This window comes from Pseudanabaena sp. PCC 6802 (genome assembly GCF_000332175.1).
Taxonomy (GTDB): domain Bacteria; phylum Cyanobacteriota; class Cyanobacteriia; order Pseudanabaenales; family Pseudanabaenaceae; genus PCC-6802.
The window spans coordinates 3092408-3112438 of sequence record NZ_KB235914.1 but is presented as its reverse complement, the minus strand read 5'-3'; the positions used below and the strand labels follow the sequence as shown (position 1 = coordinate 3112438).

Annotated in this window: 19 protein-coding genes and 1 pseudogene; 9 read left to right on the top strand and 11 right to left on the bottom strand. The window is 48.4% G+C overall.

Going from position 1 to position 20031, the window contains the following annotated elements:
* Nucleotides 1–187 precede the first annotated feature (187 nt).
* The 3 genes and pseudogenes from PSE6802_RS33700 to PSE6802_RS0120095 all read right to left on the bottom strand — a co-directional run bounded on the left by PSE6802_RS33700 (nt 188) and on the right by PSE6802_RS0120095 (nt 3346).
* Complete coding sequence (locus PSE6802_RS33700; protein WP_019501843.1) at nt 188–352, bottom strand: hypothetical protein; 165 nt, start codon at nt 350–352, stop codon at nt 188–190.
* A 438-nt stretch (nt 353–790) separates the two neighbouring features.
* A pseudogene (gene larC / locus PSE6802_RS35935) lies at nt 791–2193 on the bottom strand (nickel pincer cofactor biosynthesis protein LarC).
* A gap of 52 nt (nt 2194–2245) precedes the next feature.
* Complete coding sequence (locus PSE6802_RS0120095; protein WP_019501840.1) at nt 2246–3346, bottom strand: pentapeptide repeat-containing protein; 1101 nt, start codon at nt 3344–3346, stop codon at nt 2246–2248.
* A 315-nt stretch (nt 3347–3661) separates the two neighbouring features.
* Between PSE6802_RS0120095 and purS the strand changes: the two genes are divergently transcribed.
* The 3 genes from purS to PSE6802_RS0120080 all read left to right on the top strand — a co-directional run bounded on the left by purS (nt 3662) and on the right by PSE6802_RS0120080 (nt 7043).
* Complete coding sequence (gene purS, locus PSE6802_RS0120090) at nt 3662–3913, top strand: phosphoribosylformylglycinamidine synthase subunit PurS (RefSeq protein WP_036946700.1); 252 nt, start codon at nt 3662–3664, stop codon at nt 3911–3913.
* Between the two features lie 65 nt (nt 3914–3978).
* Nucleotides 3979–4674 (top strand): phosphoribosylformylglycinamidine synthase subunit PurQ, encoded by a 696-nt coding sequence (gene purQ / locus PSE6802_RS0120085; RefSeq protein WP_019501838.1) that lies wholly within the window; start codon nt 3979–3981, stop codon nt 4672–4674.
* Nucleotides 4675–4811: 137 nt separating this feature from the next.
* On the top strand, nt 4812–7043 hold the full coding sequence (locus tag PSE6802_RS0120080; RefSeq protein WP_019501837.1) for an NADP-dependent isocitrate dehydrogenase: 2232 nt from the start codon (nt 4812–4814) through the stop codon (nt 7041–7043).
* A 217-nt stretch (nt 7044–7260) separates the two neighbouring features.
* On the opposite strand, the gene PSE6802_RS0120075 is transcribed toward PSE6802_RS0120080, so the two are convergent.
* The 4 genes from PSE6802_RS0120075 to PSE6802_RS0120060 form a co-directional block, all read right to left on the bottom strand.
* The gene (locus tag PSE6802_RS0120075; RefSeq protein WP_019501836.1) at nt 7261–8484 is read right to left on the bottom strand and encodes a 4-hydroxy-3-methylbut-2-enyl diphosphate reductase; all 1224 of its coding nucleotides are present in this window, start codon (nt 8482–8484) and stop codon (nt 7261–7263) included.
* A gap of 108 nt (nt 8485–8592) precedes the next feature.
* Nucleotides 8593–8817, bottom strand: a complete 225-nt coding sequence (locus PSE6802_RS0120070) for a type II toxin-antitoxin system HicA family toxin (protein ID WP_019501835.1) — start codon at nt 8815–8817, stop codon at nt 8593–8595.
* On the bottom strand, nt 8814–9017 hold the full coding sequence (locus tag PSE6802_RS0120065; protein WP_019501834.1) for a type II toxin-antitoxin system HicB family antitoxin: 204 nt from the start codon (nt 9015–9017) through the stop codon (nt 8814–8816). Before PSE6802_RS0120065 ends, PSE6802_RS0120070 begins: the two co-directional genes overlap by 4 nt.
* 50 nt (nt 9018–9067) lie before the next feature.
* The gene (locus PSE6802_RS0120060; RefSeq protein ID WP_019501833.1) at nt 9068–9610 is read right to left on the bottom strand and encodes a hypothetical protein; all 543 of its coding nucleotides are present in this window, start codon (nt 9608–9610) and stop codon (nt 9068–9070) included.
* A 175-nt stretch (nt 9611–9785) separates the two neighbouring features.
* Between PSE6802_RS0120060 and PSE6802_RS0120055 the strand changes: the two genes are divergently transcribed.
* Nucleotides 9786–10553, top strand: coding sequence for a VOC family protein (locus PSE6802_RS0120055; protein ID WP_036945681.1), 768 nt, complete (start codon nt 9786–9788; stop codon nt 10551–10553).
* 96 nt (nt 10554–10649) lie between these two features.
* On the opposite strand, the gene PSE6802_RS0120050 is transcribed toward PSE6802_RS0120055, so the two are convergent.
* From PSE6802_RS0120050 to PSE6802_RS0120035, 3 genes are all read right to left on the bottom strand, one after another.
* The gene (locus PSE6802_RS0120050) at nt 10650–11339 is read right to left on the bottom strand and encodes an NUDIX hydrolase (protein ID WP_019501831.1); all 690 of its coding nucleotides are present in this window, start codon (nt 11337–11339) and stop codon (nt 10650–10652) included.
* Between the two features lie 215 nt (nt 11340–11554).
* A complete protein-coding gene (locus PSE6802_RS33695; protein ID WP_156815603.1) occupies nt 11555–11872 on the bottom strand; it encodes a hypothetical protein in 318 nt (105 codons plus the stop codon).
* A gap of 135 nt (nt 11873–12007) precedes the next feature.
* On the bottom strand, nt 12008–13252 hold the full coding sequence (locus PSE6802_RS0120035) for a methionine gamma-lyase family protein (protein WP_019501828.1): 1245 nt from the start codon (nt 13250–13252) through the stop codon (nt 12008–12010).
* A gap of 81 nt (nt 13253–13333) precedes the next feature.
* On the opposite strand from PSE6802_RS0120035, the gene PSE6802_RS31360 reads away from it, so the two are divergent.
* The 5 genes from PSE6802_RS31360 to PSE6802_RS0120010 all read left to right on the top strand — a co-directional run bounded on the left by PSE6802_RS31360 (nt 13334) and on the right by PSE6802_RS0120010 (nt 19229).
* On the top strand, nt 13334–14824 hold the full coding sequence (locus tag PSE6802_RS31360; protein WP_019501827.1) for a calcium-binding protein: 1491 nt from the start codon (nt 13334–13336) through the stop codon (nt 14822–14824).
* A gap of 237 nt (nt 14825–15061) precedes the next feature.
* A complete protein-coding gene (gene crtD, locus PSE6802_RS0120025) occupies nt 15062–16552 on the top strand; it encodes a C-3',4' desaturase CrtD (RefSeq protein ID WP_019501826.1) in 1491 nt (496 codons plus the stop codon).
* 117 nt (nt 16553–16669) lie between these two features.
* Nucleotides 16670–17842 (top strand): transporter substrate-binding domain-containing protein, encoded by a 1173-nt coding sequence (locus PSE6802_RS0120020; protein ID WP_202950717.1) that lies wholly within the window; start codon nt 16670–16672, stop codon nt 17840–17842.
* Nucleotides 17843–17922: 80 nt separating this feature from the next.
* On the top strand, nt 17923–18423 hold the full coding sequence (locus PSE6802_RS0120015) for a hypothetical protein (RefSeq protein WP_019501824.1): 501 nt from the start codon (nt 17923–17925) through the stop codon (nt 18421–18423).
* A gap of 14 nt (nt 18424–18437) precedes the next feature.
* On the top strand, nt 18438–19229 hold the full coding sequence (locus PSE6802_RS0120010; RefSeq protein ID WP_019501823.1) for a tetratricopeptide repeat protein: 792 nt from the start codon (nt 18438–18440) through the stop codon (nt 19227–19229).
* A gap of 6 nt (nt 19230–19235) precedes the next feature.
* Here the strand turns inward: PSE6802_RS0120010 and PSE6802_RS0120005 are convergent, their stop codons facing one another.
* Complete coding sequence (locus PSE6802_RS0120005; protein ID WP_019501822.1) at nt 19236–20030, bottom strand: anti-sigma factor; 795 nt, start codon at nt 20028–20030, stop codon at nt 19236–19238.
* Between the last annotated feature and the right edge of the window lies 1 nt (nt 20031).

Here is a 20031-nt window from a genome sequence, read left to right as displayed (position 1 = left end):
CTGTAGATAGAATTTAGGGTGGGCAATGCCCACCCTAAAGTGTGTAGTTAGGACAGTTATAGCCGTAAACAGATCTGTGTAGGACAGCGGGTGCGTGGGCTTTGCGCCCACTCAGGGATTCCGCCCCTGCACCCGTCCTAAGCCTGTCGGCTATAGCTATAACTTCTTTTCCGGATATCGCCTGAGTTCAAATAGTCCCCCTTTTAGCCATTTCAGCGAATAAAGCCTGTTGCCCCAAGTACAACAGATGCAGGTCAGCAAGTAGTTTTTTGGCAGCTTCCAGATCTATATCCTGGATTTGGTGGCAAAACTTGGTATGAGCAAACTGCTTCTCAAGCGACATCTCGTTCATAGTACTACCCCTCTTGTTAGTCAATTAGGACTTAACTCGTTAATTCGTACGCCATAGTAAAACGGAACTGATAAAGGAAAAGAAGCTTTTATCACAATTGTGTTCCTTTTTGTACTTGCGTTACATTTCTTTAGAAACATCTTAACATGTCTAAATAATAAGTCTATATACCTATAGATCGATGTAGCAAAAACTACCTTCGTTTTCAGGTTTAATAAGAGTAGTTTTTATTAAGGAGATTTCTTGTAAATATAGCCGTAGACAGATCTGTAGGGTAGAAGGCTCTACCCCTACAACTATTGGGTATATTCTATGGTTAAAAAATTGACAATAAAAAAAGAAAGCCAGGTAGCCAAACTAAATACTACTATTTATCTACCTGCGACCTGGCTTCTTAAGACTTCCTAGAGAGGAGAACACTATATTTAGAAATTAACACTAATAAGAATTACTGTCAATAAAAAAATTATTGTCGATCGCTCGTTCTCCTGCTTCTCTAACGCAGGCTTGTATCTGCCAGAGCGGTACTTGATGCTGGCGTGCCAGGCGAGCACAGTCATCGTATTCGGGTTGCACTGTGTACGTGCGATCGCCGCGTTGGGCGATCTTGACTCGTGCCTTACCATAGGTGGTTTCGACCTCGCGGACGGCACGAGGCAAGATTGCTCTTTCCTGCAAGCGAATCCGAATTCCTAAAGTGCTGGTTTCGCGAAACAGGATGTCTTGGCAGGCGATCGCGCGATCGCGCTGACAAATAACCGTAATTAGGGTGCCGGATCGCAATTTTTTCATGCCCACTGGTTGCACAAATACATCTAATGCCCCAGCGCCTAGTAACTCCTCCATCGTATAAGCGATCGCTTGAGGGCTTAGATCGTCAACTTGAGTTTCCAAAACCGCCACCATCTCTACTTTGGCGATCGCGCTCGTCTCATTAGTCTCCGCAAGCAGCGAGTTAGTTACCTGCGCGCTCAGATTACTCGCGTAATTAGAGTTAATATCAGGCGCGTTTAGTATTTTTTTTTAGATGCTTGTTTGCTAACTTTGCCCTTGATTGGTTTACCGATCCACAAACGCACGATATTGGGGATGGGGAGTTCGCGATCGCCCGCCCCTAAACCCACCGTTTGCAATTTCATATCTGGTGGTGCGCCAAATCGATCGCTCAAGCTAACAGCTAGGGCAGCACCAGTAGGCGTTACTAATTCCTCCTCAATACCATTGCTGAATATCGGGACCTGGTACATTTGCCATAATTGCAAAGTTGCGGGTGCGGGTACGGGTAACCTACCATGCTCGCAGTTGACGAAACCTCCCCCAGTTGGCAAAGCCGAGCAGAATACCTTTTCCACGCCTAGCCAGTCTAGCCCGGCGCAAGTACAAACAATGTCTGTAATGGCATCAAGCGCACCCACTTCGTGAAAATGCACCTGTTCGGGCGGAATGCCGTGGACTTTGCCCTCAGCGATCGCTAATTGACGAAATGCGTTCAAACTCCATCGCTCCACCTGTGGTGGCAAATTAGCAGTACGGATAATTTGCTCGATCTCGCTGAGGTGACGATGGTGATGATGTTCGGTATATTGATGTGCTTCTTTACGAGCTTCTGGGCGATCGCTAGAAGCATCCTCCTGTAACCCGATCGAATTAACATGAACCTTCGTTGCCGCTTGACCGCAGCGATGTACTAATTCTGCATGAAGCGTGACTTCGCGATCTAAACCCAACTGCTGCAAAATTTGGCTGAAATAATCTAAAGGCACACCTGCACTGACAAGCGCCCCCAAACACATATCTCCGGCAATCCCTACGGAACAATCCCAATAAGCGATTTTTGGCATTTACATTTATTTAAAGTACTAACTATGCTAAAACCACATTAAAATCACCCAATTACCTACTTTTGTAAACCTTGCCATCCGGCATGATCGTACCGCTCAGGCTAGCCTGTTCCATCGAGGCACCGTTAAGATTAGCATTGGTTAAATTTGCCAGGCTCAAGTCAGCACCGTCAAGATTTGCCATTTGTAAGTCTGCATCGTTCATAAACGCTCCACTCAGATTGGTAATGCTGAGATTGGCACGTTCTAATTTAGCCATGCTGAGATCGGCTTTACTCAAATGGGCGCACTTGAGATTGGCTCCACTGAGATCTGCTCTACTGAGATCCGCTCTATTGAGATAAGCTTGACGGAGGTCGGCATCGCTCAGATCCGCTTTGCTAAGGTTTGTCATGCTCAAATGAGCCTCATTGAGGTAAGCGTCCCTGAGATTAGCACCACTGAGGTTGGCACCGCTCAAAATGGCACTGCCAAGATTTGTTCTGCTGAGGATGGCATCGTAGAGGTAGGCTTCACTGAGATTTGCCATAATCAAATTAGACATGCTCAGGGTTGCTTTTGCCAATGAAGCACCGGAAAGATTGGCACGGCTCAGGATAGCACTGTTGAGATTGGCTTTGTCCAAGATCGCACCGCTGAGATTAGTACCAATTAAATTGGAACCACTGAGGTCGGCACTACTGAGGTCGGCACTACTGAGGTCGGCACCGCTGAGGTTTGCTTGTCTGAGATTTTTGCCTTTAAGTTTGCCGCCTTTGAGATTAACTTTACTGAGGTTAGCTCGACTGAACACCACATCTGTTAACTGTGCTTGTCCTAGATTGGCACCGCTAAATATGGCCCCATCCAGATTGGCGTTTTGGAGCAAGGTACCGCTAAGATTGGCATTGCTGAGGTTAGCCCCACTTAGATCGGCATTACTGAAATTAGCATTACTGAGGTTAGCTCCACTCAGATCGGCACCCTTGAGATCGGTATCGCTACAGTTGGTCCCCCCTAAATTTACCCCACTGAGGTTGGCTCCCCCTAGCTTAAGACAGCTTAGATCGACTTTGCTGAGATCTAACTTTTCTTCAGATCCGCTATTTTGCCTCCACTTGTTCCAAGCATCAGCCCCAACTTTGATTTGCTTACTGTGTTTAAAGTTTGCCATTGCTTGGAAATTTAAGATCTTGTTAGTAATTTAGTTAGTAATTAGGGATATAGCAATCCGAAATGATTCGTGTAAGTTAGCGATCGGCGGTCAGCGAGGAAATTTTACAACTCAAATAGGATTGATGTATTGAAGAGGAGTAATTTTAGATTAGGCAAAAAAGCCCCCATACTCGAATTCAGTTGCACTTAATTTATGTTCGAAATGTCTCAAGCAAGTTCCACAAATATAGTATCAAGCCTGAGGAAATATTGTCGCCGATCGCCGTAACCAATTTTCCTTTATGCTTGGCATTGCAGGATGTTAGTAAAAATCATGAAATTTAAGGCAGGAATTTACGTTACCTTACGTCCCTCTGTACTCGACCCAGCCGGTACCGCCGTGCAACACGCCCTCCAACAAATGAATTATGATGTGGAATCGGTTCGGATCGGAAAATATATTGAAATAGCCCTTGATGCTACAGATGAGTCAACTGCCAACGAGCAACTGCACCGAGCTTGTGATGAGTTGTTGACAAATCCCGTAATCGAAAACTATCGATTTGAGCTAACCAACCAGGCTTAAAAATTTAAGCCTGGAATTGTTAGTTATTAATGAGTTGAGATACATTGATGTCTTCCTAGCAAATTATGAAATTTGGTGTTGTAGTTTTTCCTGGTTCTAATTGCGATCGCGATGTCGTCACAGTAACTAGCGGCATTTTCCATCTGCCCACGCGCGCGATCTGGCATGAGGAAACGGATATTAGCGATATTGATGTAGTAGTAATTCCAGGTGGATTTAGTTATGGGGATTACCTGCGTTGCGGCGCGATCGCCCGCTTTGCACCCGTGATGAATTCCATCAAAGCACATGCCGATCGAGGCAAGTACGTGTTGGGGATATGTAATGGTTTCCAGATTTTGACTGAATCGGGGTTGTTGCCAGGTGCGTTAGTACGCAATCGCGATCTGCATTTCATTTGCGATCGCGTGCCGTTGCGCGTAGAACGCGACGACTTAGCCTGGACGAATGCTTATATCAAGGAGCAAATTGTCACTTTACCGATCGCCCACGGTGAGGGTTGTTATTACGCCGATCCCGATACTTTAAAGAGCTTAGAAGATAATAACCAGATCGTTTGGCGATATTGCGATCGCAACGGTAATGCGACGGAAGCCGCTAATCCCAATGGTTCCATGCACAATATTGCTGGCATCTGCAACCGTGAAGGCAACGTCCTGGGTATGATGCCCCACCCCGAACGCGCCGCCGATGGACTGCTAGGGAGTACTGAAGGGAGAGGATTATTTCAAAGTTTGCTCTCTCAAAAAGTGGCAGTCTAAGGACGATCCGCCGAGATTTTATGATGGTTGGCACGAACAGTAAAAGACAAAACAAAAACGCCTTTTTATTGCGTTCTAATATTGTTCGCGGATTGCTTGCCAAAGTCGTGAAAGTGCGAAACCACATAGGAAAATAAATGACACATCGAACCTCCAAAATTATTTACACGTTTACAGATGAAGCGCCTGCTTTGGCAACATATTCTTTCCTGCCAATTGTTAAGGCATTTGCAGATGCAGCCCTGGTCGCTGTCGAGACGAGCGACATTTCACTAGCGGGGCGTATTATCGCTAATTTCCCCGAAAGTTTGACGGAAACCCAACGGCAACCCGATGCCCTCGCTCAATTGGGCGAACTCGCGCAAACTCCCGAAGCCAATATCATTAAGCTCCCAAACATCAGTGCTTCTGTTCCCCAACTAATAGCTGCGATCCAGGAATTGCAAGCGCAGGGATATGACATTCCCGACTACCCCGCCGACCCCAAACATGAAGCCGAGGCAGCGATTAAAGCCCGCTATGCCAAAGTATTGGGGAGTGCGGTCAATCCGGTTTTGCGCGAAGGGAACTCCGATCGCCGAGTTGCGGCGGCGGTGAAGCAGTACGCCCAAAAACACCCGCACCCTGTTGGTGCCTGGACGGCAGATTCGCGATCGCATGTCGTCCACATGGAAGATAGAGATTTTTATGGCAGCGAACAATCGGTTGTCATAGAGCAGGAAGGCAATGTCAAAATCGAGTTGGTTGCAGAAGATGGTTCGATAACAGTACTCAAGGAAAAAACGCCTGTATTGACCGGGGAAGTTATCGATGCTGCCGTCATGAGCATCCAAGCGTTGCGCGCCTTCTACGAAAAAGAGATCGATGCCGCTAAAACAGAAGATATTCTCCTGTCTCTACACGTCAAAGCAACGATGATGAAGATCTCCGATCCGATTCTGTTCGGGCACGCCGTCACCATCTACTACAAGGATGTGTTTGCCAAATACACCGACACCTTTACCAAACTGGGTGTAAATCCCAACAATGGCATTGGCGATGTTTATACCAAAATCCAAGCTTTGCCTGATGAGCAACGAGCAGCGATCGAAGCGGATTTGCAAGCCACTTACGAGACCCGTCCCAAGCTGGCAATGGTTAACTCTGATAAAGGCATTACCAACCTCCACGTTCCCAGCGATATTATTATCGATGCTTCTATGGCTGCTGCCATCCGCAGTTCTGGGAAAATGTGGGGGCCAGACGGCAAGCTGCACGACACAAAAGCGATGATTCCCGATCGCTGCTACGCCAGGATGTACCAGGCCATTATTGAGTTCTGCCAAGAGCGCGGTGCGTTCGATGTCACGACGATGGGAAATGTTGCCAATGTCGGATTGATGGCGCAAAAGGCTGAAGAGTATGGATCTCATGATAAAACCTTTGAAATTACCGCGAAGGGAACGGTTCGCGTTATCGATACCACAGGAAGAATCTTGATGGCACACGATGTCGAAAAAGGCGATATTTGGCGCATGTGTCAAACTAAGGATTTACCCATCCAGGATTGGGTGAAGTTGGCTGTCAGTCGCGCCAGAGCAACGGGATCGCCTGCCATCTTCTGGCTCGATGCGAACCGCGCTCACGATGCCAACATCATCACCAAGGTCGAACGCTATCTCGCCAATTTCGACACTACAGGTCTCGAAATCGAGATTATGCCACCTGTGGAGGCCATGCGCTTCACCTGCGATCGCATTAAGGCAGGCAAAGATGTAATTTCGGTCACGGGCAACGTTTTGCGGGATTATTTAACTGACCTCTTTCCCATTCTCGAACTCGGCACCAGTGCCAAAATGCTTTCGATCGTACCATTGCTGGCTGGAGGTGGTTTATTTGAGACGGGGGCGGGCGGTTCTGCTCCCAAGCACGTCCAGCAATTTCTCAGCGAAGGCCATCTCCGGTGGGATTCCTTGGGTGAGTTTTTAGCCCTCGCCGTGGCATTGGAAGATTTGGGACATAAGACAAACAATGAGAACGCTTTGATTTTGAGCGAAGCTCTAGACAAGGCCAATAGCCAATATTTGGAAAACGCAAAATCTCCCTCATCTAAAGTTCACGAGATAGACAATCGCGGCAGCCATTTCTATTTAGCCATGTATTGGGCACAGGCCTTAGCCGAGCAAGATAGAAATGCGGAATTAAAAGCCAAGTTTGCCAAACTTGCCCAGCATCTCAGTGAAAATGAGGAGACTATTCTGAACGAACTCAACGCAGCCCAAGGGAGTCCAGTCGCTATCGGCGGATACTATCATCCCGACCCTGAGGCAACTAGCAAGGCAATGCGCCCCAGTATAACGCTGAATGCAGCGTTAGCGTTTGTTGCCTAGCCTTCATCATAGGCTGCTTCTGAGACCGCCAGGTAGAGTAGGGAGTCTGGGGGCGTTACCCAGAAGGGTGGTTCACTTCCTCCACCCCCTCCAAAACTTTTGTGTTGGCGTACTAGTGTTGCAAATCATAAATTTTGCAACATGGGGGAATGGGGGCAAAGCCCCCAGAAGGGGGTTTCACTCCCTCCACCCCCTCCAAAACTTTTGTGTTGGCGTACTAGTTTTTGAGTGCGAAGATCTTGTTAATCGTATCTTCGACTATGCGATCTGGGGTCGAGGCACCGGAAGTGATGCCAACCTTGATTTTACCTGCGGGTAACCAGTTGGTGGATTGCTCGATCGCTTTACCTAGGGGTTTATGCTCGATCGCTTCGGCGGAAATAATTCGCTCCGCACTGTCGATGTGGTAGGAAGGCAAGCCACGCTCGATCGCAATTTCCTGTAAATGCGTAGTATTCGATGAATTGTAGCCGCCAATCACTATCATCAGGTCGAGCGGCTGCTCCACAATTTTCAGCATGGCATCCTGGCGCTCTTGGGTGGCATCGCAGATCGTGTTAAAAGCCAGGAAATGCTCGTTGAGATGTTCGATGCCGTATTTCTGCATGATCGTGCGCTCGAATAGCTTGCCGATCGCTTCGGTTTCGCCTTTTAGCATTGTCGTTTGATTGGCTACCCCAATTCGCTCCAGATCGCGATCGGGATCGAATCCTTGGGACATGGCACGGCTGAACTTAGCCAAAAATTCGGCGCGATCGCCACCGTGCAGCATGTAATTGGCGACGTATTCGGCTTCTTTGAGGTTGAGTACGACTAAATAGCGATCGGCATAGGAACTGGTCGCGATCGTTTCTTCGTGGTTGTATTTACCGTGCACGATCGAGGTGAAATCAGCTTTTTTGTGCTTTTCCACCCGATTCCATACCTTCGATACCCACGGGCAAGTAGTGTCTACGATCGTGCAGCCGAGATCGTTCAGTAATTGGGTTTCCTGCAAGCTGGCACCAAACGCAGGCAAAATCACCACATCGCCCTGCACCACGCCGGAGAAGTCCTTGTGACCGGCAGCATCGACGTTTATGAACTGCACGTTCATTTGTCTCAAGCGCTCGTTCACCAGGGGGTTATGAATGATCTCGTTGGTAATCCAGATTCTTTCGGTGGGGAATTGGGTGCGGGCTTCATAGGCGATCGCGATCGCCCGTTCTACACCCCAACAAAAGCCAAACGACTGTGCCAGGTAAATCGTGACATCGCCCTGGGTATAGATGTAGTTCTGGGCGCGAATGTTTTGAATTAAGTCGCTGTGGTACTCGGTTTTCATCGTACCTTCAGCTTCTTCCTCATGCCCAAAGCCGTGGCGGTGATAGTTGGGCGACTGATGCAGCGATCTTCGGAATGCTTGCGTATCTAAAGTGGGGCTGTTGGGCGTAGTATCCATTAGCGTATTAGGGATTATTCTTAACCTTTGCTGCTTTGTATTATATCGGAGTCGGCGATCGCAAGCTTAATCGCGATTGTTAAAAGATTCGTCTAAACCGAAGCTTAACTAATCAGATTTCCATTCTTTTTCTGGAATCATAGCTGTAGTCATAATGTTCCTTAAAGTGCCAATTGGTAAGTCTCTGCCTTGATGATACGGAACAATGACTTGCTTCTCTCGATCTGCACTCCGCCACTTGCGATGGCTACCTTTTTGTGAAATCAGTTCAAAACCATACTTACGCAACAAGCGCTCAACCACTTCAGCATTCATTCTACGCAAGCGGGTCATCCAACTACTACCTCACGGATGATTTCACCTGGGAGAAGTTCTAGGTTATCTGGCTGTAAATAAAGTTCAATTGCTTCGCGTATATTACTGAGTGCTTCTTCCTCTGTAGTACCAGCAGAGATACATCCTGGCAACTCCGGGCACCAGACAGCCCAGTCATTAGTTTCTGGGTCAGGTTCGAGAACAACTCGCCATTTCATAGGAAAAAGCAACTTAACTGTATTGTAAGCAGTAGCATTATAGCAAAACCTTATTCTGCATATAGGCACATCCGGTAGTCTTCTGCCATCCTGCACGTACGTACCAGCGTCGCATAAATTTCGAGATAATCCTCCTTGTGACAATCGTACAAATCATAAAGTTCATCTACCATCTCAAATTTTTCTCGTCCTTCTGCTGCAAGATAATCCAGGCTGCAAGCATGATGGCCTTCTAGTGGTGTACTGGGTAAGTTGATAGGGGTCACATATTTAGGTTTGTAATTCTCATCCCACAGCGGAATGAATATATCGGCAGATATATCGGGGAAAAAACGATATGGCATACTCTGCCACCAGTTTGGATATTCTTCTAGAATAGAGCTACTCAGATCCTCACCAAAGTAGTCATCGTATGGAATCCATGTAATGACTGAGTCTTTGCAAAAAAACATGTATACCTGACCGTCAATTACTTCTGACAGTTCGGGAATTTGATGAATGGTGCAAAATCTCTGCAAGACATCAAACTTTTGCTCGCTAGGCAAAGCCTTGAGGATCGTGTCGCTCAAGCCAAGTCGATAAACTAAGGTCATGCTTGCTCCTTTGTCTTGAATCAGGTTGCTATGGCAATCGGTTATTATCTTAACTTTTCGCGTTAATGGGTATGGGGGACGATCGGGCTATGCGGTCATTGGTAGCGTGGTAAACTGCAAAGAGCAATGCGATCGATTAACATCACATCAGAGTTTCGCAAGAGGACTAAAAAGCATGTCAGTACTAGGGAATTATCTACAAGGAGTACAGCATTTTGGTGTAACCGTTGACGATATGGCAAAATCCATCGAGTTTTACATCGATATTTTAGGCGGCAAGATCGCGATGAGCGGTGATGGATTTGTAGGCGAGGTAGTCCACAACACGATGTTTCAGAAAGAGGATTTAGAAGCAATAGAACGAGGTATTGATGCGAGAGAGCTTGGGATCCCAGATGTTAGGGATGGCTCGAAAGAAGCATTAGATGTCAGATTTGTATCCTTTGGCAATACCGTTGTCGAACTCATCCATTTCCGCGATGCCAAGTTGAATCCTAATGCCCCAAACGCAATCAAAAAGCTCCCTAGCGGTGTTGGCTATGCCAATGCCAGTCACATCTCTTTTCATGTCAAGGATGATGTGGATCTAAATAAGTTTGCCATTACGCTGGAGGAAGAATGTCTAAAACGAGGAATTAACGTCGCCTGCAATCGAATTCTCACTGTCAGATCGGAAGCAGAAAGAAGACAAGTTGCCCTTAAGTACACCGCCAACAAATTTTGGAACGATCCCAATCCCGACTACTTTGTGGAAGGATACTCGGACTCAGACTTTGGTGACTTTCATGGCTGGTCGTTGTTTTACTGCAAAGGACCAAATGGCGAGCAATTAGAGTTCAACCAGGTAACCCGCAGATCGAAAGAGCTTTTCATCAAAGCCCAGCGGGAATATAACCAGGAAATGGGAACGAGTTTTGTATGGCCCTCGGCAACTTCGCTTTGAGAGGGACGATACCAAATCCGCGTTAATTATCCCTCATATTGCCTGGCGGCTAGAAATCGCGACTACACGAGCAAAGTCCGCCTGCGCGGACTTCAACTAAAGCTCAAAGTTAAAGCCCTTTTGCTTGAGCTGGGCATATTTATGTTCGTCGAACTGATAGAGTCGCGCAGCGCGATGGGGCACGTCAGATTGCAGTTCGTCCAGTTCTACCAAAAGCTGCATGCCTAAGATTTTTTTGCGAAAATTGCGCTTGTCTAATGGCTGTTCCAGGATAGTTTCGTAAAGCTTTTGTAATTGGGAGAGGGTAAATTTTTGTGGGAGCAGTTCAAATCCAATCGGTTCGTAGCGTACCTTTCCTTTCAGCCTGGCTAGGGCAGTAGCGAGAATTCGATCGTGGTCGAATGCTAATTTGGGTGGATCTGCCACTGGGAACCATGCTGCATCTTTTGCATCCGTGGCAGCGTGAATGTTATGTTCGCTGAGGTTAATCAGGGCGTAATAGGCAACCGTGACTACGCGATCGCGTGGATCTCTCTTCACATCACCAAACGTATAAAGCTGTTCTAAAAAGACTTGCTCGACTCCCGTCTCTTCAAGCAGTTCTCTGCGGGCAGCCTCCTCCAAGGATTCATCCATCCTCACAAATCCGCCCGGCAGTGCCCATCGATCGGCAAAGGGAGGAATGCCCCGTCGGATAAACAGCACTTTTAGATCGCGATCGTCCAAGCCAAATACAACGCAATCAACTGTAAGGGCAGGTCTGGGAAATTCGTAGGTGTAACTCATGGGCGGGAAGAACTGGATAGGACTGCCTTTCAAGTTCAGTTCTTGAAAGGAATTGGAGAAAATGCGAAAGAAAGTATTGGGTTAGTTTTATATCGACACTATACTATCGGTGTACTATTTACACTATGCATCAATATAGAATTATGTCAAGCTTATCGCTGCCAGCCGGTAGTTCTCTGCGCCTATTCGATAATGTTGGTGCGGTTGATTTCCATCTAACCGGATCGTCCGATATAATTACGCCAAAGATTTCCGGTGGAGGTTCCAGCAGCAGTTCCTTTGGGATGGTTGTAGACATCAGTAACCATACCTAAGGAATTAGGAAGCACTAATGCTAGTACTCCTCCTTTGGCAAGCGATCGCCCCACAACAACGGATAATCGCAGTGCCGGATTCGGGGAAGTTGAGGGTAGTTCTGCGTATGCGAAAGATCCGTATGCCAGTCTGCCTTTGAGTCCGGTTGCTCCGATCGCTCCTACTACGACTTTGGGGGGCGATCGCACGCCGCCAGAACCAGCTACAGCGGTTTTCATCTGAAAACCGCTGTAGCGGACGCAAATCCTGCAAGGCGATCGGCAGATCGCTTCCTCTGTTTGTCCTGACTTGAAACTTACAGCAGAACCGTGCTGATGCAAGCCAGACGGTGGATGGTTCCATCCAGAGTCAAATTACAGTGCGGTTTCGGACTGACTTGCGAACTGCTCGAGCGCGATCGCTACGTGCGTCCAGTGAGTGCCGCCTTGCAGAAACGCAATATAAGGCGGACGTAATGGCCCATCAGCGGAAAGTTCTGAAGTACTGCCATCAATAAACGTGCCTCCAGCCATCACTAATTCGCTCTCGTATCCCGGCATATTCCCCGGCACTGGATCGACATAGGAATCGATGGGAGAACATTTCTGGATCGTGCGACAGAATCGAATCAATTTCTCCGGCGATCCCAATCTAATCGCCTGAATGACATCGCGACGGGGCGCAAATGGAAGAGGATTGACTTGATATCCCAACTTATCAAATACCACTGCCGCTAAATGATTGCCCTTCATGGCTTCACCTACCATCTGGGGTGAGAGAAAGAGTCCCTGAAACATGAGGCGATTTTGTTCCAAAGTCGCGCCGCCCGTGGTGCCAATTCCCGGTGCCGTGAGCCGACAAGCTGCCGCTTCCACATATTCGGTTTTGCCTGCCACATACCCCCCCGCCGTGGCGATCGTGCCACCTGGGTTTTTAATCAGCGAACCTGCGATCAGATCGGCTCCCACAGCCGTCGGCTCGCAGCCCTCAACGAATTCGCCGTAGCAATTATCAACAAAACAAACCGTATTGGGATTCTGCGATTTCACCAGTTCCACGATCCTGGCGATGTCGGCGATCGCCAGACTAGCTCGCCAATCATAGCCGCAGGAGCGCTGAATTAAGACCATGCGCGTATTGGGGCGTACCGCTGTTGCCAAGGCCTGCCAATCTACTTCGCCATTAGTGGTTAGATCGACCTGCCGATAGCCGATGCCAAAATCGCGTAACGACCCCTGACCGGAGCCGCGATAACCAATTACCTGCTCCAAGGTATCGTAGGGCGCGCCAACGACCGAGAGTAATTCATCACCTGGTCGCAGTATGCCAAACAGACAGCAGGCGATCGCATGGGTGCCGGAAACGAACTGCACGCGCACAGCAGCAGCTTCCGCGCCTACGATTTGGGCAAATACTTTATCCAATACTTCTCTGCCCAGATCGTCGTGCCCGTAGCCGGAAACACTGGCGAAGTGATGCGCCCCTACACGATGTTCGCGAAATGCTTGTAATACTCGGCTGAGATTTTGTTTGACCTGTAGATCGACTGCGGCAAATGTCGGGGAAAGTGCGGCGATCGCCTGTTCGATAACTGAATCAACACCTGAAGAAGACAGCATAAAAGATTGCTTGATATTACCTTGACATCTTAAGTAGTTTATGAGACAAATCTCTGTCATATCTGAGGAGTGTGGAAAATTATGGCAGTTATTCTTGGCACCCCATTTAGCGATTTGCTATTCGGGACAGATGTGGACGATCTAGTGCGTGGGTTTGAAGGTGACGATTTTGCCTTTGGTCAGGCGGGTGATGATGTCATACAGGGCAATCCTGGGATCGATGTTCTATACGGTAATATTGGCAACGATACGCTCTACGGTGGCTTTAGCAATGACCTTCTCTTTGGTGGCAAGGGTAGTGATGTTTTATTTGGCGATCGCGGCGATGATACTCTTCTTGGTAATCGCGGCGCAGATTTTCTCCAAGGTGGCGAGGGTAGCGATCTTTTCGTAATTGGGCCTGGCACGGGTGGCAGTTCTTTTCAGGAAGCAGACATTATCTCAGATTTTAGAAATGGCGAGGACTTAATTGGCTTAGCAGACGGTCTGAACTTTAGGGATTTAAATATTGTTGCAGGCGTAGCTGATAATATCGGCAACACAATTATTGAAAATAATTTTACAGGTGAGATCCTTGCCATTCTACAAGGTGTCAACCGTGGTGATATCGGCTCAGGTAACTTTACTACATTTCTACCTCCAAGTTTCAATCCTGCGTTGCCCACGGTCAATGTGGCGGCAACTGACGCAAGCGCAACCGAAGGGGTATTTGAAGATGGCGTATTTACCTTCACCCGCACGAATACAAGTGGGAATCTGACGGTAAATTATGTCGTTTCGGGGACGGCATTAAATGGTACGGACTACTTAAATATTCCCAATGCCGTCACAATCCCCGAGGGACAATCATCCGCCACCGTTAAGATCTCAGCATTTGATGAGGGGATTGCCGAACCAAATGAGACCGCTGTCATAGATATTAGTCCCAGCGTTGCTTACAATGTCGGTTCTCCTAGCAACGCGACAGTAACAATTATAGATGCTGGCGGCGGCGGCGGTGGCGGCGGTGGCGGGCCATCAACCGTACCTACGGCAGGTGCCGATTTGTTGACTGGTACGACTAACGCAGATAATATCGACGGTCTAGCTGGCAACGATACTATCCGAGGTTTGGAAGGCGCTGATACGCTGCTTGGCAATGATGATAATGATATCCTTCAAGGCGGCGATGGTAATGATGCCCTGACTGGTGGTAATGGCGCTGATACCATTACTGGCAATGTAGGTGCCGACTCTCTTACTGGTGGTGCTGGTGTGGATAGGTTCTTCTATAACGCTCCTGGTGATGGTGGTGACACGATCGCAGACTTTGCTTTAGGAGAAGATCTCATCTTTGTTTCTGCTACAGGATTCAGTGGAGGGCTTGTTGCTGGAGCATTACCAGGAACTGCTTTTGCCTCTGGTGCGGGTCTTGTAACCGCAGCGAACGCTGATATCAGATTTATTTACGACACTACTGGAGGTGTTCTGAATTTTGATGCTGATGGCAATGCTGCTGTATCTTCACCTGTGCAAATCGCAACGCTGACTGGCAATCCGTTAATCACAGCAGCATCTATCCAGGTGTTTTAGCTGAACCCAACCCAATTCTCCTAAAAAAGGAGATTTCTCATAAGCAAGATCTCTGTAGGGGCAATTCCCTCACGGTTGCCCCAAATCTAGGGCAGGCACGGGGGCGCTGCCGCTACCTTTTTCCCTGTAGGGATTTGATTTAATCGCAATTCCCTTTTTCGCCCGATCGCATTACATTTCTTAATATTTCGAGTAAGATCGTTGCCTGAGACACGATCGGGCAACGATTGAAAGTTTATGGCGAAACGGCGGCGCGTAATTGTAGTGGGAGCAGGTATCGGTGGGCTGACGGCGGGGGCGCTATTGGCGCATCGCGGCTATGAGGTGGTTATGTTCGATCTGGCTGATGTCCCTGGTGGCTGTGCCTCTACATTCAAGCGTAAAGGTTTTACCTTTGATGTGGGGGCAACCCAGGTGGCAGGTTTGGAACCGGGAGGCATTCATCACCGCATCTTTACGGAATTAGGCGTAGAATTGCCTGCTGCTACCTACTGCGATCCTGCTTGTGCCGTCTATTTGCCAGGGGAAACGGAACCAATTAACATTTGGCGCGATCGCACCAAATGGCAAGCGGAAAGACAAAGGCAGTTTCCTGGTAGCGAACCATTTTGGCAGTTTCTGGCGGAATTATTTGAACCGAGCTGGGCATTTCAGTCTCGCGATCCCATTCTGCCGCCGCGCAGCCTGTGGGATCTGTGGCAATTAGTAAAAGCCGTGCGACTCGATACCTTAACGACCGTTCCCTATACTTTCTCGACCGTGGGCGACGCTCTGCGCGGTTTTGGGTTAGAGCGCGATCGTCGCCTCCGCACGTTTCTCGATCTGCAACTCAAACTCTACTCGCAGGTAAATGCTGAGGAAACTGCCCTTCTATATGCCGCAACATCATTAGCTCTATCGCAGTCACCCTTGGGGCTATTTCATCTCAAGGGTAGCATGCAAGTATTGAACGATCGCCTCGTGCAAGCCCTGAAACGCGATGGCGGTAAGTTATACATGCAGCATCTGGTAGAAGCGATCGATATCCCAGACCGCCAAGATCGCAATAATGCAATGCGCGTTAAAGTACGCAATCGACGCACGGGAGAAACCTGGTGGGAAAGCGCAGATGAAGTAGTCGCCAACGTCACGGTGCAGAATCTGGTGCAATTACTGGGCGATAAAGCGCCGCGTGGTTATCGCGATCGCGTTCGGAAACTAAAGCCCGCATCGGTTGCCTTTGTAGCATATTTGGGTGTCGATCGCGCTGCCATTCCGTCAGGATGTCCGCCGCACCTACAATTTCTAGATAGCTACGACTCCAACCGATCTCTGTTCGTTTCCGTCAGCCAGGACGGCGACGGGCGGGCACCTGTAGGTAAAGCAACGATTATTGCGTCGGAATTTACCGATGCTGCCGAGTGGTGGGCAAACGATGACTATCAGGCCATGAAGCAAAGGTATATGGAACGGGCGATCGCTCAACTCGGGCAATTCTTCCACCTGGAAGGGAATATCGTGCATGCTGAGGCAGCAACACCGCGTACGTTTGCCCGCTATACGGCACGGGAGCAGGGCTTTGTGGGGGGGATTGGTATGCGCGTATCGACATTTGGCCCGTTTGGTTTTGCCAACCGTACGCCCGTCAAGCATGTGTGGTTAGTGGGGGACAGCACGCATCCTGGCGAGGGGACAGCGGGGACGAGCTACTCGGCGTTGACAGTAGTGAGGCAAATTGTCAGGGGTTAAGCATTTGCCCGATAATTTTGGCATCAAATGCAGGCGTTCCGCGCAAATGCTTAACCCGTACGCGGTAAAATTAATTTTATTTAATTTTATGGTTTTTGGGTTAGGGAATTTGTGAGATTGAGGAGCAGTAATCGTTGTGTTGATGTTAAACCCGTGGTTCGAGCGATCGCAATAATGCGGTCGGCGATGCGGGCAGTGGCTGGCGGGGTCTTGGTGTGGGCGATTTCTACTCCTCCAGTCCTAGCTCAAGCAAATCGCTCTGTCAATCCTCCTGCTGTCCCGCAGGTTCCCAAGACTCTCAACGTCGCAACTAGAGTAGGCGTGCCTCCATTTGTGTTTGAGGAGAACGGAGAGCTAAAAGGTTTTAGCATTGAGTTGTGGCAGAAAATTTCGGAAGAACTGGGCGTACAGTACAAGTTTGCTCGAAATTCCAATGTGAGGGATTTGCTCAATGCGGTGAAGACAGATAAGGTCGATGTGGGTATTGCCGCCATTTCAATCACTTCGGATCGCGAAGAGCAGTTCGATTTCTCATATCCCATGTTTGAATCGGGCTTGCAAATTATGGTACTGGCAAAATCCACTGGGAGCAGTAGTCCCAACTTCCTCTCATTATTTTTCTCTCCTTCTCTCTTACAGCTATTTGGGATTATGATCCTGATCGTGCTTGTGCCAGCACATATAATTTGGTTTTCCGAGCGCGGACGCGATGGCGGTATGGAAATTTCGCATTCCTATTTTCCTGGTATTTTTCAGGCGTGTTGGTGGGCAGCCGCCACGCTCGCCACGCAAGCCGATTCTATGCCAAAGGCGGTAGTGGGTAGAATTGTGGCCGTAATCTGGATGTTTACGAGTGTCGTATTTGTGGCTTACTTTACCGCAACTGTGACAACCTCCCTCACAGTCCAGCAACTTCAAAGTAATATTAAAGGCCCAGACGATCTGCCAGGGAAAGTTGTTGCCACCACTAAAGGTAGCACTTCAGCTAAGTACCTGAGCGATCGCAACATTCAGAAATTAGAATTTACCAACATTAATGATGCGTACGACAGCCTGCTGAAAGGCGAAGCGGACGCAATTGTCTTTGATTCCCCCGTATTGATGTACTACGCAGCGCATCAAGGGAAAGGGAGAGTACAGGTTGTGGGGGAAGTTTTTCAGAAAGAGAATTATGGCATTGTCTTTGCCACCAATAGCCCCCTGCGCAAGCCTGTTAATAATGCTCTATTAACTTTGCAAGAGAAAGGGATCTATCAGCAGCTCTACGATAAATGGTTTCGCGATCGGTAGATACGGTTGCGATCCCACAAATGCTGCGGTGAGGTAAAATGCCCATATTCAGGTAGCCACCGTACTACAGAGCTTGAATCATGGCAAAAAAATCCAGAGGTTTTGGCGAACTTGTCAGCCAGAAACAAAGCGATCGATTTCACCAGAAATCGATGGAAAAGTTCCAGCAAAAGTTACGAAAAGGAGAATGGGGCGAAAATTTTGCAGGCATAATAACGAACCCGAAAGGCGAAGTCAAAATGTCTGAGGTTTTGGAAGCATTTGCCGAACCCTATCTGGACTTTGCCAGAAATCGGGTGCAGCGGGAGAAGTTGTTTGGTATTGCAGTAACTGCCTGGAACCTGGCGCTTATGCCTGAGAACAAGCGACAGCTCGCGCTTGACCAGTCGCTCGAAGCAGGTTTAAACGGGAACGATCCACTGGTTAAGCAGGATATACGGGAGATAATTGAGGAACTGATTGCGCGAAAACTGAAACTATTCGCCAAAAATAAGCGCTTTATCGTTGATTTTCAATTGCAAGATACGGGCAAGACATTCCATCTCTCTGTTGCCTCGACACTAGAAAATCCCCCGGAATAGTAGTAGCTAAAACTATGAACTTACCAAAAACAGCAAAATTAGCAAAAGTATCGATCGCGCTCGCAGTAGCAGTACTGGTGAATTGGTCGCTGCCTGGTACGACCGTCTTTGCTTCAAATCCTGCCACTGAGGCATTCGAGCTTGGTGTAGAAAAATTGCAGCGCAAGGACTATAAAGGTGCGATCGCTAATTTCACTCAAGCAATTCAAGCCGATCCCAAACTAACCGATGCTTATATACAGCGAGGGATAGCGCGACATGAGTTAGAGGAATACGACAGCGCGATCGCTGATTTTAATAAGGTTTTAGAAATCGATGCAACTAACCCCGTAGCAATTTACAATCGCGGTGAAGCCAAATTTCATTTACAGGACTTGAAGGGAGCGATCGCCGACTTTGACAAAGCGATCGAAGTGCGTCCCAATTATGCAAGAGCGTATAGCGATCGCGGCGTGGCTCATGGAGTGCTGGGCAATTTGCCCAAATCCTTAGCCGATCTTAACCGAGCCATTGAAATCGATCCAAATTACACCGATGCTTATTACAATCGCGGCAAGGCGCGCACTGGCTTGAGCGATCCCAAGGGCGCGATCGCCGACTACAGCAAAGCGATAGAACTCAACCCTAAATTGGCAGATGCCTATGCCAATCGCGGCATTTTGCTCTACGGCATGGGGAAAAAAACAGAAGCGATCGCCGACTTGCAGAATGCCGCCAATCTATTCCAGCAACAAAATAATCGAGATGGATACCAACAAACGCTAAGAATTATGCAGCAGGTGCGTTCTGCCTCAGATTCCAAATAACATAGCCTAAATAGTCGATCCGCCTTGCATTACCATTTCACCCGTGGATTGAGGGTTTCTCTGTGCCGGTTCGACTGTAATTGCTACGGTTCCTGTCTTGGATAAAAAGCGATCTAAAGGAACCTGTAACCATACTTTACCCTGAGAATCTGGGACAAACTCGGCACACTCCACTTTTTTGCCATCGACGATCGCCCATAGACGATAAACTTTTCCCTGGGGTAAGGGAGTCAGATTTTGAATTGCGATCGTGGCGGTCTGGCTGCTTGGGGTAATTGTAATACTGCCCGAGGCGGTAGGAGTTGCTCCCATTCCCTTCAGCGCTAGTAAGCGATTGTCGGGTTGCCGTAACATTGCCACCAGCGCGCGATACTGAGATGCATCCGATCGCGCGCTGGCAAGCTCCTGGCGCAGGCGGTAGCTATCGAGACCCAACGCAACTGCAATAGTCGCCGCTACACCACTCAGAATTGCCAACCATCTACTTAGGGGTGCCCAAATTTGCCGTTGACTCGGTGGCAGAGCGATCGCGTTACGTGCCAGTTCTAGCCGGAATTGGTTTTGCGGCTGCTCGTCGATCTGTGCCAGGAGTCTAGAGCGTAAGCCTGCTGATGGCGAAGACTCCGGCAGTGACATGGGAATTAATGCTAGAGTTTCTTGTAAAGAATTTACCTCGGCAAATAGCTCGGGATGAGAGATCAAAAGTTGATTCACTTCTTCCACTTCTTCCGGTGAAAGATCCCCCAAAACATAACCTGCTAAAAGTTCCTCCCAAGCTTCAAATTGTTCCCTATCCACCATA

Excerpts from the sequence above, each read along its gene's own strand:
- PSE6802_RS0120050 (WP_019501831.1), bottom strand. The coding sequence starts at position 11,339 with ATGAGTTACACCTACGAATTTCCCAGACCTGCCCTTACAGTTGATTGC.
- PSE6802_RS0120010 (WP_019501823.1), top strand. The coding sequence starts at position 18,438 with ATGAACTTACCAAAAACAGCAAAATTAGCAAAAGTATCGATCGCGCTC.
- PSE6802_RS31360 (WP_019501827.1), top strand. The coding sequence starts at position 13,334 with ATGGCAGTTATTCTTGGCACCCCATTTAGCGATTTGCTATTCGGGACA.
- PSE6802_RS0120065 (WP_019501834.1), bottom strand. The coding sequence starts at position 9,017 with ATGAAATGGCGAGTTGTTCTCGAACCTGACCCAGAAACTAATGACTGG.
- PSE6802_RS33700 (WP_019501843.1), bottom strand. The coding sequence starts at position 352 with ATGAACGAGATGTCGCTTGAGAAGCAGTTTGCTCATACCAAGTTTTGC.
- PSE6802_RS0120035 (WP_019501828.1), bottom strand. The coding sequence starts at position 13,252 with ATGCTGTCTTCTTCAGGTGTTGATTCAGTTATCGAACAGGCGATCGCC.
- PSE6802_RS0120070 (WP_019501835.1), bottom strand. The coding sequence starts at position 8,817 with ATGACCCGCTTGCGTAGAATGAATGCTGAAGTGGTTGAGCGCTTGTTG.
- PSE6802_RS0120015 (WP_019501824.1), top strand. The coding sequence starts at position 17,923 with ATGGCAAAAAAATCCAGAGGTTTTGGCGAACTTGTCAGCCAGAAACAA.
- crtD (WP_019501826.1), top strand. The coding sequence starts at position 15,062 with ATGGCGAAACGGCGGCGCGTAATTGTAGTGGGAGCAGGTATCGGTGGG.
- PSE6802_RS0120005 (WP_019501822.1), bottom strand. The coding sequence starts at position 20,030 with ATGGTGGATAGGGAACAATTTGAAGCTTGGGAGGAACTTTTAGCAGGT.
- purS (WP_036946700.1), top strand. The coding sequence starts at position 3,662 with ATGAAATTTAAGGCAGGAATTTACGTTACCTTACGTCCCTCTGTACTC.
- PSE6802_RS33695 (WP_156815603.1), bottom strand. The coding sequence starts at position 11,872 with ATGAAAACCGCTGTAGCTGGTTCTGGCGGCGTGCGATCGCCCCCCAAA.
- purQ (WP_019501838.1), top strand. The coding sequence starts at position 3,979 with ATGAAATTTGGTGTTGTAGTTTTTCCTGGTTCTAATTGCGATCGCGAT.
- PSE6802_RS0120080 (WP_019501837.1), top strand. The coding sequence starts at position 4,812 with ATGACACATCGAACCTCCAAAATTATTTACACGTTTACAGATGAAGCG.
- PSE6802_RS0120060 (WP_019501833.1), bottom strand. The coding sequence starts at position 9,610 with ATGACCTTAGTTTATCGACTTGGCTTGAGCGACACGATCCTCAAGGCT.
- PSE6802_RS0120095 (WP_019501840.1), bottom strand. The coding sequence starts at position 3,346 with ATGGCAAACTTTAAACACAGTAAGCAAATCAAAGTTGGGGCTGATGCT.
- PSE6802_RS0120055 (WP_036945681.1), top strand. The coding sequence starts at position 9,786 with ATGTCAGTACTAGGGAATTATCTACAAGGAGTACAGCATTTTGGTGTA.
- PSE6802_RS0120075 (WP_019501836.1), bottom strand. The coding sequence starts at position 8,484 with ATGGATACTACGCCCAACAGCCCCACTTTAGATACGCAAGCATTCCGA.